The sequence below is a fragment of the Hungatella sp. genome (genome assembly GCF_046966825.1).
This window is the reverse complement of sequence record NZ_JBKVCZ010000151.1, coordinates 1-15,159: the sequence shown is the minus strand read 5'-3', so window position 1 is coordinate 15,159 and position 15,159 is coordinate 1. Positions and strand designations below refer to the sequence as shown.

Annotated in this window: 16 protein-coding genes; all 16 read left to right on the top strand. The window is 51.7% G+C overall.

The annotated features are described in order from the left end of the window. Positions 1–1,059 (top strand): 16S rRNA (cytosine(967)-C(5))-methyltransferase RsmB (rsmB, locus tag ACLTD4_RS28770; protein WP_412331760.1); only part of this gene is annotated, 1,059 nt, incomplete at its 5' end. 5 nt (positions 1,060–1,064) lie between these two features. After that, the gene (gene rlmN / locus ACLTD4_RS28765) at positions 1,065–2,126 is read left to right on the top strand and encodes a 23S rRNA (adenine(2503)-C(2))-methyltransferase RlmN (RefSeq protein ID WP_117620638.1); all 1,062 of its coding nucleotides are present in this window, start codon (positions 1,065–1,067) and stop codon (positions 2,124–2,126) included. Beyond that, on the top strand, positions 2,123–2,866 hold the full coding sequence (locus tag ACLTD4_RS28760) for a Stp1/IreP family PP2C-type Ser/Thr phosphatase (protein ID WP_055652851.1): 744 nt from the start codon (positions 2,123–2,125) through the stop codon (positions 2,864–2,866). The genes rlmN and ACLTD4_RS28760 overlap by 4 nt, the downstream gene beginning before the upstream one ends. Next, complete coding sequence (pknB, locus tag ACLTD4_RS28755) at positions 2,863–5,052, top strand: Stk1 family PASTA domain-containing Ser/Thr kinase (RefSeq protein WP_117620639.1); 2,190 nt, start codon at positions 2,863–2,865, stop codon at positions 5,050–5,052. The genes ACLTD4_RS28760 and pknB overlap by 4 nt, the downstream gene beginning before the upstream one ends. 10 nt (positions 5,053–5,062) lie before the next feature. Beyond that, on the top strand, positions 5,063–5,938 hold the full coding sequence (gene rsgA, locus ACLTD4_RS28750; RefSeq protein WP_055652849.1) for a ribosome small subunit-dependent GTPase A: 876 nt from the start codon (positions 5,063–5,065) through the stop codon (positions 5,936–5,938). A gap of 1 nt (position 5,939) precedes the next feature. Next, positions 5,940–6,587: a ribulose-phosphate 3-epimerase gene (rpe, locus tag ACLTD4_RS28745; RefSeq protein ID WP_412331759.1), complete on the top strand. Its 648-nt coding sequence runs from the start codon at positions 5,940–5,942 to the stop codon at positions 6,585–6,587. A gap of 8 nt (positions 6,588–6,595) precedes the next feature. Next, positions 6,596–7,243: a thiamine diphosphokinase gene (locus tag ACLTD4_RS28740; RefSeq protein WP_117620641.1), complete on the top strand. Its 648-nt coding sequence runs from the start codon at positions 6,596–6,598 to the stop codon at positions 7,241–7,243. Positions 7,244–7,385: 142 nt separating this feature from the next. After that, positions 7,386–7,976 (top strand): ECF transporter S component, encoded by a 591-nt coding sequence (locus tag ACLTD4_RS28735; protein WP_002603946.1) that lies wholly within the window; start codon positions 7,386–7,388, stop codon positions 7,974–7,976. Further along, positions 7,973–8,389, top strand: coding sequence for a hypothetical protein (locus ACLTD4_RS28730; protein ID WP_412331758.1), 417 nt, complete (start codon positions 7,973–7,975; stop codon positions 8,387–8,389). Before ACLTD4_RS28735 ends, ACLTD4_RS28730 begins: the two co-directional genes overlap by 4 nt. Before the next feature lie 15 nt (positions 8,390–8,404). After that, positions 8,405–8,809 carry a bifunctional hydroxymethylpyrimidine kinase/phosphomethylpyrimidine kinase gene (locus ACLTD4_RS28725; protein WP_412331761.1) on the top strand — a complete coding sequence of 135 codons (405 nt, stop codon included), beginning with the start codon at positions 8,405–8,407 and terminating at the stop codon, positions 8,807–8,809. Positions 8,810–8,886: 77 nt separating this feature from the next. After that, positions 8,887–10,182: a serine--tRNA ligase gene (gene serS / locus ACLTD4_RS28720; protein WP_002603948.1), complete on the top strand. Its 1,296-nt coding sequence runs from the start codon at positions 8,887–8,889 to the stop codon at positions 10,180–10,182. A 245-nt stretch (positions 10,183–10,427) separates the two neighbouring features. Then, a complete protein-coding gene (locus tag ACLTD4_RS28715) occupies positions 10,428–11,249 on the top strand; it encodes a glucosamine-6-phosphate isomerase (RefSeq protein ID WP_117620642.1) in 822 nt (273 codons plus the stop codon). Between the two features lie 13 nt (positions 11,250–11,262). Beyond that, entirely contained in the window at positions 11,263–12,033 is a 771-nt protein-coding gene (locus ACLTD4_RS28710) for an ABC transporter permease (protein WP_025529298.1), read from the top strand. Continuing rightward, complete coding sequence (locus ACLTD4_RS28705; RefSeq protein WP_055652844.1) at positions 12,006–12,800, top strand: ABC transporter ATP-binding protein; 795 nt, start codon at positions 12,006–12,008, stop codon at positions 12,798–12,800. The genes ACLTD4_RS28710 and ACLTD4_RS28705 overlap by 28 nt, the downstream gene beginning before the upstream one ends. 66 nt (positions 12,801–12,866) lie before the next feature. Then, complete coding sequence (locus ACLTD4_RS28700; protein ID WP_412331757.1) at positions 12,867–13,964, top strand: ABC transporter substrate-binding protein; 1,098 nt, start codon at positions 12,867–12,869, stop codon at positions 13,962–13,964. 14 nt (positions 13,965–13,978) lie between these two features. Then, the coding region (locus tag ACLTD4_RS28695; protein WP_412331756.1) for a sensor histidine kinase at positions 13,979–15,159 on the top strand (1,181 nt) is incomplete at its 3' end.

Genomic DNA, 15,159 nt, shown 5'->3' with positions numbered 1-15,159 from the left:
ATTCTCTATATGGACCGTGTGCCGGACTCCGCCGTCTGCAACGAGGCGGTAAAGCTGGCGCAGAAACGGAAATTCACCGGATTAAAGGGCTTTGTCAACGGCGTTCTGCGTAATATTTCCAGAAATAAAGAACAACTGAAATGGCCGGATGATTCTGTCCGATACTCCATGCCTTCCTGGATACTGGATATGTGGAAGGGTACATACGGAGAGGAGACGGCGGTTTCCATGGTAAAAGCCTTCTTAAAGCCCAGCAGGACGGCGGTTCGCTGCAATTTAAACCGGGCTTCGAAGCAGGAGATTATGGAAAGCCTGAAAAATCAGGGCGTTACGGTGGAGGAGACGCCGCTGTCTGCAGCGGTTCTCTATTTATCGAAGTACGATTATTTAGAAAGTCTTGACGCGTTTGCCGAAGGCCTGATTTCAGTTCAGGATATGAGCTCCAGCTTTGTGGGCGAGATTGCGGACCCGAAGGAAGGCGATCTCTGCCTCGATGTCTGCGGCGCTCCCGGCGGAAAGAGCCTTCACGTCGCGGATAAACTGAAGGGAACCGGAATGGTAATCGTCCGTGATTTGACGGAGCAGAAGGTGGCCCTTATCGAAGATAATATTGCCCGGTCGGGCTTTACCAACATCCGTGCCGAGGTGCACGACGCCCTTGTGCCGGATCCGGCGTGGGAAGGCAGGGCAGACATTGTTCTGGCCGATTTGCCGTGCTCCGGGCTTGGGATCATAGGCAGGAAACCGGATATCAAGTACCGGATGACGATGGAACAGATGGAGGAGCTGGCAGCTCTGCAGCGGGAGATCCTCTCTGTGGTTCAATCTTACGTGAAGCCGGGAGGAAAGCTGATTTACAGCACCTGTACCATTGACCGGAAAGAAAATGAAGAGAATGCGGCGTGGTTTCTGGAGAATTATCCGTTTGACGCCATGAATTTAGAAGGAAAGTTAGGAGAAACACTGAATGCGGCCTCTCTGAGGTCCGGGAATATCCAGCTCTTACCGGGAATCCACCCGTGCGACGGATTTTTCATCGCGGCATTTCAGAAAAAATAAGGATAATGGAAAAGACAGATATTAAATCTCTGAATTTAGAAGAACTTACGGCGTTTATCACAGCCTCCGGCGAGAAGGCGTTCCGGGCAAAACAGCTCTACGAGTGGATGCACAAAAAGCTGGCCCCCGGATACGAGGAGATGACGAATCTTCCGAAGTCCCTCAAGGAACGGCTGAAGGAGACGTGTGACTATACGTCGCTTCAGACTGTGGACGAGAAAATATCCGCCATTGACGGGACGAGAAAGTATTTATTCGGCCTTTCAGACGGCAATATTATCGAGAGCGTCTTAATGAGGTATAAACACGGCAATTCCGTATGTATTTCCTCCCAGGTCGGCTGCCGTATGGGCTGCCGGTTCTGCGCCTCCACTCTGGATGGCCTGGAACGGAATTTAAGGCCGGCGGAGATGCTGGACCAGATCTACCGGATTCAGTATCTCACAGGGGAGCGGATCTCCAATGTGGTGATCATGGGTTCGGGAGAGCCTATGGATAACTATGATAATGTGGTGAAGTTTATCCGCCTGCTGACGGATGAGCATGGGCTGAACATCAGCCAGCGAAACATTACACTGTCCACCTGCGGCATTGTTCCGGGAATCCTTAAGCTGGCTGATGAGGGACTCGCCATCACCCTGGCCCTCTCGCTCCACGCGCCTGATGATGAGGTGCGAAAGACTCTGATGCCTGTGGCGAACCGCTATAAGCTGAACGATGTGCTGGGAGCCTGTCATACATATTTTGAGAAGACGGGAAGACGGCTGACCTTTGAGTACAGTCTCGTTTCCGGAGTCAATGATAATCTGCAGGAAGCGGCGGCGCTGGCGGCGCTGATCAAAGACCAGCAGGGCCACGTGAACTTAATTCCGGTGAATCCCATCAAGGAACGGGATTACGTGCAGTCGGACAGGAAGGCCATAGAGGCATTTAAAAATCTGCTTGAAAAAAATGGAATTAATGTTACTATAAGAAGGGAAATGGGCCGGGACATCCATGGTGCCTGCGGCCAGCTTAGAAAGAGTTTTTTATGTCAGGAACAAAAAGGGAGTGAGAAGACGCTATGAAAGCTTGTGCATTGACGGATACGGGAAGAGTGCGTACGGCCAATCAGGATTACGTATATGCCAGCGTGGAGCCGGTCGGGAGCCTGCCGAACTTATTCGTGGTTGCGGATGGGATGGGCGGTCATCAGGCCGGAGACTATGCCTCCAGATATATTGTAGAAAATCTGGTGACGTATCTTCAGTATACGGAAAATTCCCAGATTGTTCCGCTTCTGCGGGAGGGTATATTAAAGGTCAACACGCAGTTGTACCAGGAGTCGAAGGAAAAACCGGAACTTTCCGGTATGGGAACGACTCTGGTGGCTGCAGTGGCCGATGAAAATACTCTCTATGTGGCCAATGTGGGAGACAGCCGCCTCTATCTCGTGAGAGACAGGATCAGACAGGTGACGAAAGACCATTCCTATGTGGAGGAACTGGTTTCCCTGGGGCGTCTGGAGCGCGGAAGCAAGGATTATAAGGATAAAAAGAATATCATTACGAGAGCAGTTGGGACAGAAGATAAGCTGTTGGTTGATTTCTTCGAGGTAGGACTGGAGCCGGGAGACTTTATTCTCATGTGTTCCGACGGACTCAGCAATATGCTGGAGGACGTAGAGATGGAGGAGATTGTCGGCTCTGATCTGGAGCTGGAGGAAAAAGCGGAGAAGTTGATCACGGTAGCCAATGACAATGGCGGTAAGGACAATATAGCAGTGGTACTCGTTGATCCGCAGATTGGCAGGGAGGTAAGCTTATGATTTTGAGACCAGGGACATTTTTACAGGACAGATATGAAATACTGGATAAGATCGGTTCCGGCGGGATGTCAGATGTGTACAAGGCCCTGTGCCATAAGCTGAAACGGCAGGTTGCCATTAAGGTACTGAAGGAGGAATTCAGTTCAGACAGCGGATTTGTGAGCAAGTTTAAGATGGAAGCCCAGGCTGCGGCCAGACTGTCCCATCCGAACATTGTAAACGTATATGATGTCGTGGATGAGGGAACTCTTCACTATATAGTTATGGAGCTGATCGAGGGCATCACTCTCAAGAATTATATCCTGAAAAAGGGCTGCCTCGACAGCAAAGAGGCTATCGGGATCGCCATCCAGGTGGCGCAGGGGATCGCAGCCGCCCATGAGCAGGGAATCGTTCACCGGGATATCAAGCCGCAGAATATCATTATCGCGCGGGATGGAAAGGTGAAGGTAGCGGATTTCGGGATCGCCCGCGCCGCATCCACTCAGACGCTCAGCGCTACGGCTATGGGATCGGTTCATTATATTTCACCGGAACAGGCGAGAGGCGGATACAGCGACGCCCGCAGTGATATCTATTCACTGGGGATTACCATGTACGAGATGGCAGCCGGACGGGTGCCCTTTGAAGGGGAGAACACCGTCACGGTGGCTCTGGCGCACTTAGAAGACCCGATTACACCGCCCAGCTACTACAATCAGGAGATTCCGGTCGGTTTTGAGAACATCATTTTAAAATGTACGGAGAAGAAGCCGGAGTACCGGTATGGGAGCATGCAGGAGGTGATCGCCGACTTGCGGCGCGCCCTTGTGACGCCCGATGAGAATTTTGTGCAGGCGTCGGCTCCGTCTATGGATACATCCCAGACGGTGATCATCGGAGCGCCGGAGCTGGAGCAGATCCGTTCCGGCTCCGGCCGCAGGAATCAGCCGGAACCGCAGCAGAACCGGAACAGCCGTTATGGCAATGAACCGGTGCGGGAACGCCAGCCGGAGCACAGGAGCAGCCGGAATACCGGAACTGCCGGAGGCCCGTCGGGTAGAACGAAGCGCCGGGAACCGGATGAGGAGATCAATCCGGGAATCGAAAAGCTTCTGACGGCAGCGGGCATCGTGGTGGCGGTTCTTATCGTCATCGTCCTTATCTTCCTGGTTACCAGACTTGGCGGGCTGTTCCGTTCCGGAACACCCAAGGAGACGGAGACCACTGTGGAGACTACGATACCGGAGGAGACGACTCTGGGTGAAAAACAGACTACCATGCCTGAGGTCGAGGGACTGGCGGAAGACATTGCGCGGCAGAAGCTTCGTGAGAACGGCGGTCTGGACATGAAGATCGGTGATTATGAGTTCTCTGATACTGTGAAAAAGGGAGATGTCATTACCCAGACTCCGAAAGCGGGAGAGATTGTAGATAAGTACTCGGCTGTATCCGTGGTCATCAGCAACGGACCGGAGCATCCGGAGATCGATTTAACCACCCTGGGCCTGGATTCCCTTACAGCGGAGGCGGCCAAATCGCTTCTGGAGGGCAAAGGCTTTGTCGTGAATCTGCAGAACCAGAGCAGCGATACGGTAGAGTCCGGCAAGATCATCAGCTACAGCCCGGATAAGGCAAAGGAAGGGGCTGTGATCAGCGTGATCGCCAGCACAGGCCCGGCACTGACCAATCCGGTAACGGTTCCTGATATTACAGGCAAAGGGGAAGAGGTCGGAGAGGAGATGCTGGCCGATCTGGGCCTGGTTTCCGGAACGGTAACGAAGGAAACCTCGGAAGAGGTGCCGGCAGGCACCATCATTCGTCAGGCCATCGCGCCCAATACCCAGGTAGAGGGCGGAACGGCCATCGATTACGTGGTCAGCAGCGGATCGGCGGAACAGGCCAAATACAAGTACCTGGCATCCATCGAGAAATCGTATCCGCTCCAGAATTTAATAGGACCGGGATCCGCCAGCACCCAGCTGAATATAAAGATCCAGCTGAAGCAGACGGTAAACGGAAAAGACGAGGTCAGGGATCTGATGGGGCCGGTGACGATCACGGGAGACCAGCAGCTTCCGGTCGTCTTCAAGAACATTGAGGGCGCCTATGGCGTGACCAGCGGTGAAGTGCAGATTGTCAATGTGGACACGGGGGAAGTAATCAATTCATATCCGGTTACGTTTGTCCCCATTCCACAGTCATAAGGGCTATTGTATGACAGGAAAAATTATAAAAGGAATTGCAGGTTTTTATTATGTGGATAACGGAACAGACGTCTATGAATGCAAGGCAAAGGGCGTGTTCCGCAATAAAAAGATCAAACCTCTGGTAGGGGATAATGTGGAATTTACCGTGTTGAGCGAGGCGGAGAAGGAAGGCAACATCGACAAGATCCTTCCACGCAAAAACGAGCTGGTCCGGCCGGCTGTGGCTAATATCGATCAGGCGCTGGTGATCTTCTCCATCACCCATCCGGAGCCCAACTTAAACCTTCTGGACCGCTTCCTCGTGATGATGGAGGTGCAGGATGTTCCCGTGAAGATCTGTTTTAATAAGACGGATTTAACGGGAGACGAGGAGAGGGACCGTCTGGGGAATATTTATTCCTCAGCGGGCTATCCCGTCTACTTTACAAGCACCTACGAAAACAGAGGGCTGGAAGCGGTTCGGGAGCTGACAGAGGGAAAGACAACGGTTCTGGCAGGCCCTTCGGGCGTCGGGAAATCTTCCATCACGAACCTCCTTTTTCCGGAGGCAGGCATGGAGACTGGAAAGATCAGCGAGAAGATCCAGAGAGGAAAGCATACGACGAGGCACAGCGAGCTGTTTGCCATCGGGAAGGACACGTACATGATGGACACCCCGGGCTTCAGCTCCATGTACTTAGAGGAACTGGAGTGCGGAAACTTAAAGGATTATTTTCCTGAATTTGCGGCTTACGAGGATGACTGTAAGTTCTTAGGCTGCGTCCATGTGGGCGAGCCGGTCTGCGGAGTCAAGGAGGCCGTGCGCCAGGGGGAGATAAGCGAAAGCCGTTATGATAATTACAAGCTTTTGTACCAGGAATTAAAAGATAAAAGGAGATATTGATATGTTCCTATTAGCACCTTCCATCTTGGGAGCAGATTTTAAACATTTGGAGCAGCAGGTATGCGAGGCCGCGGACGCGGGAGCACAGTACATCCATCTTGATGTGATGGATGGGGACTTCGTTCCCAGCATTTCCTTCGGCATGCCTGTGATAGCCAGCTTGAGAAGCTGTACGGATAAGGTATTTGATGTCCATATGATGGTTAGGGAGCCAGGCCGTTATATCGATGCCATGAAAGAAGCGGGAGCCGACATCATCAGCGTTCATGTGGAGGCGTGTACCCATTTGGACCGCACGGTGAACCAGATTAAGGAGGCCGGTTTGAAGGCCGGAGTCGTGTTGAATCCGGCTACGCCTGTCGACGTGCTGGACTGTATCCTCGATCAGGTGGACATGGTGCTGCTCATGACCGTGAATCCGGGATTCGGCGGACAGAAGTTCATTCCCTATACTCTGGAGAAGATCCGCGCTTTAAGGAAAAAATGCGACATGCGGGGGCTGTCCACGGATATTGAAGTGGATGGCGGCGTAACGTGTGATAATGTGCGGGAGTTGATGGAGGCGGGGGCCAACGTCTTTGTCGCCGGTTCTGCGATCTTTAAAGGGGATGTGACGGCGAACACGAAGGCATTTTTGAAGATATTTTAGGAACAGGAATGACGGGCCTTATTATCACCGGCGGAAGCATAGACTGTGCATTCGCCGGTGCTTTTTTAAAAGACAAGATATTTGACATGGTGATCGCCGTGGACGGCGGTCTGGCGGCTGTAAAACAGCTGGATATCAGGCCGGATGCCATTGTCGGTGATTTCGATACGGTGAAGGGCGAGCTTCTGGAGGAATACAGTCAGATAGAGGGCATAACCTTCGAACAGCACCAGCCGGAAAAGGATGAGACCGATACGGAACTTGCTCTCCGCACCGCCATGGAGACCGGCGTCAGCGATATGGTTATCCTGGGCGCCACCGGCGGCAGGCTGGACCACTCCATCGGCAATATCCATCTGCTGTACGCATGCCTGCAAAAAGGCGTGAAGGCTTCCATCGTCGATGAGAAGAACCGGCTCTACATTTTGGATCAGGGAAAGACTTACCGTTCCTCTGAAATCTGGGGAAAATATATTTCCTTCCTCCCCCTTACCGAGGAGGTTCACGGGATTACGCTGAAAGGCTTCAAGTATCCCCTGACTAACCGGGATATCCGGATCGGTACCAGCCTCTGTATCAGCAACGAGCTGGAGGCGGAGACGGGGACTATCACATTCCGTGATGGGGCGCTGATCTGCGTGGAGTCTCACGACTAAGCGTTGCAGAGGCCCGTGGTACCGTGAACTGCGATTACTAAACTGGTATGGCCTAAAAAAACAAAACTGGATATTTATATCACTCCACCCTCATGCTAAGATAGGGGACAAGAAAGCATTGGCATCAAGGGAGGAAAAAGAAATGAACAGAACAGACAGTAAAATCAGCAAAATTGCCATGACCGGATTATTCGCGGCCATGTCGTACGTGGTCTTCACGTTCCTGCAGTTTAAAATTACGCTTCCGGGAGGAGACGCGACTTCCATTCATTTGGGAAATGCGGTCTGTGTGCTGGGAGCGCTTTTACTGGGCGGCGTATACGGCGGCCTGGGCGGAGCCATCGGTATGACGATCGGCGACTTATTCGATCCGGTGTATGTGGTCTATGCGCCTAAGACTTTTATTTTGAAGCTGTGTATCGGCCTGATTACCGGTTTCCTGGCTCACAGAATAGGAAAGATCAATGAATCCCATGATCAGAAACACATTTTCAAATGGGTCCTTATCGCTTCTGTTGGCGGACTGCTTTTCAATGTTATTTTTGATCCGCTTGTGGGATACTACTACAAGCTGCTGATTCTGGGAAAACCGGCCGCTGAGCTGGCGCTCGTATGGAATGTGACCTCGACCACCATCAACGCGGTGACGTCGGCCATCGCTTCCGTCGTCATCTACATGCCGCTGCGGAACGCGCTTCTCCGGTCGGGAATGGGAGGAATTTTACGGATATGATAACAGAAAGACATCAGAAAAAAATTGCAGTAATCAATGATTTATCGGGATATGGCCGCTGTTCGCTGACAGTGGCTATTCCCATTTTGTCGGCGCTGAAGGTTCAGTGCTGTCCGGTTCCCACCTCTATTCTCTCTAATCACACCGGATTTCCGGTGTATTTCTTTGACGATTATACGGATAAGATGGGACTTTATTTAGAAAAATGGACGGAACTGGGGCTGGAGTTCGACGGCATTTTCAGCGGCTTTCTCGGTTCGGAGGCACAGATCGGGATTGTCATGTCCATGATCCGGCAGTTTCAGGGAAAGGATACGCTGGTGGTGATCGATCCGAGTATGGGGACCACGGAAAGGCGTATCAGACTACACGCCGCCATGTACGGCCGCATGAAGGGGCGCAGGTCTGGGTGATATCGTACGCCGAATCTGACCGAGGCATGCATTCTGACGGGCCGGGAATACCGGGAAGAGGGTTGGCACAGGACGGAGCTTTTAGCGATGGCGGAGGAGATCCGGGAGATGGGACCTTCCGGAGTCATCATAACGGGAGTGAAGGAAGGTGCGTATCTGACCAATGTCATCGCAGAGCGGGGGAAGGAAACCGCGTTCTGCCGTTCGATGCGGGTTGGACGGGAACGGCCGGGCACAGGGGATGTGTTCTCGGCCATCGTGGCGGCGGAGGCGGTAAAAGGCGCTTCGCTGACCGATGCGGCGAAGAAGGCGGCACGGTTTGTAAAGCGCTGTATTCTAAAATCGGAGGAGTTAAATGTTCCGGTTCAGAACGGGGTATGCTTTGAGGAAGTGCTGTCGGAATTGATAAAATGGAAATAAGGGGCTTTTCTTTCACTGTAATTTGTAGTATAATCAACGGCAGATTATCATATTGAGGAGAAACCAGGAGGAATACCATGTTAGATTTAAAGTTTGTAAGAGAAAATCCTGAGGCTGTAAAACAGAATATCAGGAATAAATTTCAGGATAACAAGCTGCCGCTGGTGGATGAGGTTATTGAACTGGACGAGTTAAACCGCGCCGCAAAGCAGGAAGGCGATGCGCTCAGAGCGGAACGTAATAAACTTTCCAAGCAGATTGGCGGGCTGATGGGCCAGGGAAAGAGAGAAGAGGCCGAAGAGCTTAAGAAGCAGGTGACGGCGGCTTCTGACCATTTGGCAGAGCTGGAGGAGAAGGAACGGGAACTGGACGAGAAGATCAAAAAGATCATGATGACCATCCCGAACATCATTGATCCCAGCGTACCGATTGGAAAAGACGACAGCGAGAACGTGGAAGTGCAGAGATACGGTGAGCCGGTGGTACCGGATTTCGAGATACCGTATCACACCGACATCATGGAGCGCTTTGACGGAATCGATTTGGACAGTGCCAGAAAGGTAGCGGGCAACGGTTTCTACTATCTGATGGGTGATATTGCAAGACTTCACTCCTCCGTAATCTCCTATGCACGTGACTTCATGATCGACCGCGGCTTTACGTACTGTGTACCGCCGTTCATGATCCGCAGCGAGGTAGTGACCGGCGTTATGAGCTTTGCTGAGATGGACGCCATGATGTATAAGATCGAGGGTGAGGATTTATACCTTATCGGTACCAGCGAGCATTCCATGATCGGAAAGTTTATTGATACCATTATTCCGGAGGAATCCCTTCCGAAGACACTTACCAGCTATTCTCCGTGCTTCCGCAAGGAGAAGGGCGCCCATGGCCTGGAGGAGCGCGGCGTCTACCGCATCCATCAGTTTGAGAAGCAGGAGATGATCGTTGTCTGCAAGCCGGAGGAGAGCATGGAATGGTACGATAAGTTATGGCAGAATACGGTGGATCTATTCCGTTCCCTGGATATTCCGGTCAGAACTTTAGAGTGTTGCTCCGGTGACCTCGCTGATTTAAAGGTGAAGTCCGTGGACGTGGAGGCATGGTCCCCGCGCCAGAAGAAGTACTTCGAGGTGGGAAGCTGTTCCAACTTGGGCGACGCCCAGGCCAGAAGGCTTAAGATCCGTGTCAACGGGGAGGACGGAAGAAAGTATTTCGCCCACACCTTAAATAACACGGTAGTGGCACCGCCGAGAATGCTGATCGCATTTTTAGAGAACAACTTACAGGCGGACGGAAGTGTAAGAATTCCGGAGCTTTTAAGACCGTATATGGGCGGAATGGAAGCGATTGTTCCGAAGGATAAAAAGTAAAGAGATCGCTGATGCTAACGCAGCAGATGTGGCCAGTTTTCGGAACCGCACACCGGCTGCGTTTTTTAGACTTACCCTAAAGGAAATGGCAGAGAAAAACGCTCTTGCTGTTTCCTTTTTCTTTTTGTACATATAATTTGTCGGGTATTCACAGGATTACCTCAAAAAGTATGAAAAAAAATCATACTGTCAGGAAGAGAAGGCGGGTGGTATGCTTAAGACATGAAAAGAGAGGGGGAAAGCTTATGAAGCAATGGGAAGAGTATCGAATTCCGGCAGAAGAAGTAAGAAGGATTTCCAGGATACCGATCACCTGTCTGGAGGACCAGACATCCGTATTCAGCCGCATGGCGCTGGAGATGGCGGAGAAGATTGAGGACAACAACCGTCAGGGAAAACGGACGGTGTTTATCATTCCGTTCGGGCCGACCGGGCAGTATCCCGTTTTTGTGGACCTGGTCAACACCAGGAGAATCAACTTAAAGAAGGTATGGTTGATTACCATGGATGACTGGCTGGACAGCGACGGCGGACTGGTGGGACTCGACAACATCCATTCTCTGAGGAGGAAGATGAATCAGGTCCTGTATTCGAAAATCGACAAGGGACTGGTGATGCCGGAAGAACAGAGGATATACCCGGATCCCGGCTGGCTGGAGAGAATACCTGATTTGATTGAAGCTCTGGGGGGAGTGGATATCTGTTTTGCGGGATTCGGCATCAACGGTCATCTGGGCTTCAATGAGCCTGCGGATGTAAGCCCGGAGGAATTTGCAAAACTGCCTACCAGAGTTGTGAGAATATCGGAAACCACCAGGACGATCAAGGCTTCCACCGGTATGAACGGAGCGATGGAGGACATTCCGTTTTATGGAATCACGGTCGGTATGAGAGAGATGCTGTGTGCGGATAAGGTCAGCGTTTACTGCTTCAGGGACTGGCATTCCGGGGCTATCAGACGGGCTGGATGCGGCACCGTATCATCTGGTTTTCCGGCTTCCCTGCTGCAGAATCACCCGAACGCCGCCATCGTCTGCTCTCCCAATGCGATAGCTCCGTGCTATTAAAGGAGGAGCGGCCATGAAATGGATCAAAATAAAAAACAAGAGGGTCTGGTCTCTCATTTCCCTGATTATGTGCCTGATGGTTTGGCAGCTGATCTCCGTGTCGGAGGCGGGAGCCGTGTTCGCCTCTCCTAAAAAGACGCTGATGGCATTTATCACCATGGCGAAGAGCGGGGCAATCTGGGTTCATATCGGTTACAGCCTGTTCCGGGTCATCACCGGCTTTTTGCTGGGACTGGCCGCCGCTGTTCCCATTGCATTCCTGATGGGATGGTATAAGACTGTGCAGTATCTGCTGGAGCCTGTGGTGCAGTTCATCCGGACGATTCCGCCGATCGCCTATATTCCGCTGGTTATCGTAGCGCTCGGTGTGGACGAGTCCTCCAAAATCATGGTGATTTTCATTGCTACATTTCTCGTCATGGTAATTACGATTTACCAGGGAGTCAAAAATGTCGATTCCACACTGGTAAAGGCGGCCAGAGTTCTGGGGGCTAACGACAGGGATATCTTCTTCCATGTCGTGGTACCAGCGTCGTTTCCGTTTGTGCTGACCGCTATACGCCTCGGCCTTTCTGCCGGGCTTACCACACTGATCGCTTCGGAACTGACGGGAGCCAGCAAGGGGCTGGGGACAATGATTCAGGAAGCCAGCATGTATTTCCGGATGGACGTTGTTATCATGGGAATCATGGTGATTGGTATCATCGGTCTGGTGCTTAACAAGATCGTACATATTCTGGAAAGGTGGCTGACAGGATGGCAGGAAACTCATCAGGCGACGTGATTGTAAAGATTGATCATGTGGAGAAAATCTATCAGGGCAGGAGCGGCGAGGTAGTGGCCCTAAACGGCGTGGACATGGAGATCAGAGAAAATGAATTCGTCTGCGTGGTAGGCCCATCCGGCTGTGGAAAATCGACGCTTTTGAATATCATCGCGGGCCTGGAAAGACCGACGTCAGGGCGGGTCTGTGTGAAGGGAAAAGAGGTGGTAAATCCGGGGAGCGAGCGGGGCGTTATCTTCCAGCAGTACGCGCTGTTCCCGTGGCTGACCGTAAAAAAGAATGTCAAATTCGGATTGAAGTTAAGAGGTGTGAAGGAGCCGGAATTGTCTGTGATTGCTGATAAATACATTCGTCTCGTAGGCCTGGAGGAGTTTGGAGACAGCTATCCCAAGGAACTGTCAGGGGGGATGAAGCAGCGGGTGGCGATTGCCAGGGCCTACGCGGTGAATCCGGAGATCCTTTTAATGGACGAGCCGTTTGGAGCGCTTGATGCCCAGACCAGAACACAGCTCCAGACGGAACTGCTGGAAACGTGGGAGAAGGAGAAGAAGACCTGCTTTTTTATCACACATGATGTGGAGGAGGCGATTATACTGGCCCAGCGGGTGGTTATCATGAGCGCCCGTCCCGGACGGGTTAAGGAAATTGTGCCGGTAAATATTCCCTATCCAAGAACGCAGGAAACGAAGATGACGAAGGAATTCCTGGATTTAAAGGTTCATGTCTGGGGACAGGTATACAGGGAATTTCTGGAAGTACGGAAATAAGGGTTTACAACAATTCACGAGAAAGCTAAGATGGAGAAGGAGGAAAGAATATGAAAAAATTACCAGTTGGTCTTACTGACAGTGATGCTGTGCGGAATACTGACGGATGTTCAGGAGAGGGAGTACCAAGCAGAACACAGACACGAAGGCACCGGAGATAACGGCAGAGGCGGGGCAGCAGACAGAAGGCGCGGCGGCAGAAATGACGGATGGGGCAGAAACGACAGAGTCCTCGAAACCGGAGACGGTAAAGCTCAGAGTTGCATACATCCGAATTTTGGGGGAAACAACCTTTATATCACCGCGGAGAAGAACGGCTTTTTTGAGGAAGAAGGGCTTATAGTGGAGCCGGTTAAATTTACAGCCGGTCCGCAGGAGATTGCTGCCATGGTGGCCGGAGATGTGGATATCGGTTATATTGGCCACGGCGCCACGTTTTTAGCCGTACAGCGTCAGGTAAATGTCTTTTTGACGGAGTTTTTGGGAAATGGAGATGAACTTTTAACGTATAAGGAATCCGGCATCACATCGCTGGAGGATTTAAAGGGAAAAACCATTGCCACAGCGCCGGGGACATCGGGGGAAACGGTCTTAAAGCTGGCTTTGGAGAAAGCAGGCTTAAGCCGGGATGATGTCAGAATCGTCAATATGGACGCAGCTGGCATGGTGGCTGCAATTGTGGCCAAGAAGGTGGACGCCTGTACACTCTGGCCGCCGCAGACCAGTGAAGTTCGAAAGACCATGGGGGAAGAGAATGTTGTAAGACTGACCACGATCGGCGATTTCAGAGACCAGTTTGCATTCCCGGGCCACTGGGTGGTAACGCCTAAATATATGGACGCGCATCCGGATGTCATGGTACGTTTTTCAAGGGCCATGCTGAAGGCGATGGACTACCGCAAGGAACACCCGGAGGAAACGGCGGAAAACGTAGCTGAGTTTATCGATGCGCCGCTCGATGGTGTTGTGGCGGAGATGAACAACATCGATCTGTTCGATGCGGATTACTGTTACCAGGTTATGACCGACGGAACGGCGGCAAAATGGTATGATGCGCTTCAGAATTTATATGTACAGGACGGCAAGGTGGAGAAAACCGTGCCGGTAGAGGAATGGTTCTGCCCTCAGTTTGCCAAAGAAGCGTACGAATCCCTGCATAAGTAAACGGAGAATAAAAGATGCTAATCATTATGATGGCCTTAATTGGCGCGGTAGCACTGATTGTCGTAAGGCTGCGCCGGGATAAGATATCTCTTCTTATTCTGGCGCTGTGCGGAAGCTTTATCACCATGCTCGCGGGGATCGTGATCTATACGGCCAAGATCGGCGGCTTCTCGCGAAACCAGCAGATTCTTTTGTTTCTGCTTCCGAATATTCAGCAGTATTTGCAGTACCTTCCCATTACCCTTGACGTGCAGGGCTATGCAGCAGCAGTGGGAAGGTGCTGCTTTCCCTGCGTCCTGCTCCTGATTGCCCTGAACTACTCCATGAGCACCCTGGTGCGCAGACACATAAGAAAATTACGGATTCTGGCTTACTTTGTGGTGATCTGGCTGGTCTATTATTATCCGGCAGTCTTTCGGATGGGAGTGAGGGGGCGGTGGAAGCTGCAGCGTTTCATGGGAGTGATGGCAATGGTGTGGATTATGGCCTGCCTTCTGCTGGCGCTCTGTCTGCTGCTTCATGAGTACCGCAGTATTTCCATTCCGTATTTTAAGAAGAACTTCCGGTATATCCTGCTGTCTTATATCAGTATGGCATTCCTGTATATTATCTATGGATTACAGGATCCCGCGCAGATTTACCAGTATTACAGCCTGGAGTTTTTGTGGATCTGGCGGGGAAGCTATACGGCGGGAATCATGTACTCCATCTCCTGGGCGGCTCTGATTCTCTGCTCTGTATTTTTTGTCATATTGGGTTCCGTCAATCTTTTGCGCTATACACAGATTACCTATCATCAGGATAAGGAAAGCTCTCCCCGTATCCGTTCTGCAGAGAACCGGGAAACCGTATCGCTGCAGAGCAGATTTGATCAGACGAGCCTTGGGGCCTCTGTGTTTGTGCACAGTATGAAGAACCAGCTGCTGGCAAACCGGATTCTGAATAAGAAACTGGGGCAGGCGCTTAAGGAGGAATCTCCGGATCTGGAAAAAATCAGGGGTGTTGCGGCCCAGCTCAATCAGCTCAATGAGTCGATGGTGACACGGATGGAAGATTTGTACCGCGCTATCCGCACAAACTCCATTCTGCTGACACCTGTCTCCGTGCGTGAGATTGCGGAGGCGGCCATGGGCCGTTTTCATCAGAAATATCCGGACAGGGCTGCCGCAGTAGCGCTCTGCGATGAGGGGCTGAT

Excerpts from the sequence above, each read along its gene's own strand:
- ACLTD4_RS28730 (WP_412331758.1), top strand. The coding sequence starts at position 7,973 with ATGATAACAGAAAGACATCAGAAAAAAATTGCAGTAATCAATGATTTA.
- ACLTD4_RS28740 (WP_117620641.1), top strand. The coding sequence starts at position 6,596 with ATGACGGGCCTTATTATCACCGGCGGAAGCATAGACTGTGCATTCGCC.
- ACLTD4_RS28715 (WP_117620642.1), top strand. The coding sequence starts at position 10,428 with ATGAAGCAATGGGAAGAGTATCGAATTCCGGCAGAAGAAGTAAGAAGG.
- rsgA (WP_055652849.1), top strand. The coding sequence starts at position 5,063 with ATGACAGGAAAAATTATAAAAGGAATTGCAGGTTTTTATTATGTGGAT.
- rlmN (WP_117620638.1), top strand. The coding sequence starts at position 1,065 with ATGGAAAAGACAGATATTAAATCTCTGAATTTAGAAGAACTTACGGCG.
- ACLTD4_RS28710 (WP_025529298.1), top strand. The coding sequence starts at position 11,263 with ATGAAATGGATCAAAATAAAAAACAAGAGGGTCTGGTCTCTCATTTCC.
- serS (WP_002603948.1), top strand. The coding sequence starts at position 8,887 with ATGTTAGATTTAAAGTTTGTAAGAGAAAATCCTGAGGCTGTAAAACAG.
- ACLTD4_RS28735 (WP_002603946.1), top strand. The coding sequence starts at position 7,386 with ATGAACAGAACAGACAGTAAAATCAGCAAAATTGCCATGACCGGATTA.
- ACLTD4_RS28705 (WP_055652844.1), top strand. The coding sequence starts at position 12,006 with ATGGCAGGAAACTCATCAGGCGACGTGATTGTAAAGATTGATCATGTG.
- rpe (WP_412331759.1), top strand. The coding sequence starts at position 5,940 with ATGTTCCTATTAGCACCTTCCATCTTGGGAGCAGATTTTAAACATTTG.
- ACLTD4_RS28760 (WP_055652851.1), top strand. The coding sequence starts at position 2,123 with ATGAAAGCTTGTGCATTGACGGATACGGGAAGAGTGCGTACGGCCAAT.
- pknB (WP_117620639.1), top strand. The coding sequence starts at position 2,863 with ATGATTTTGAGACCAGGGACATTTTTACAGGACAGATATGAAATACTG.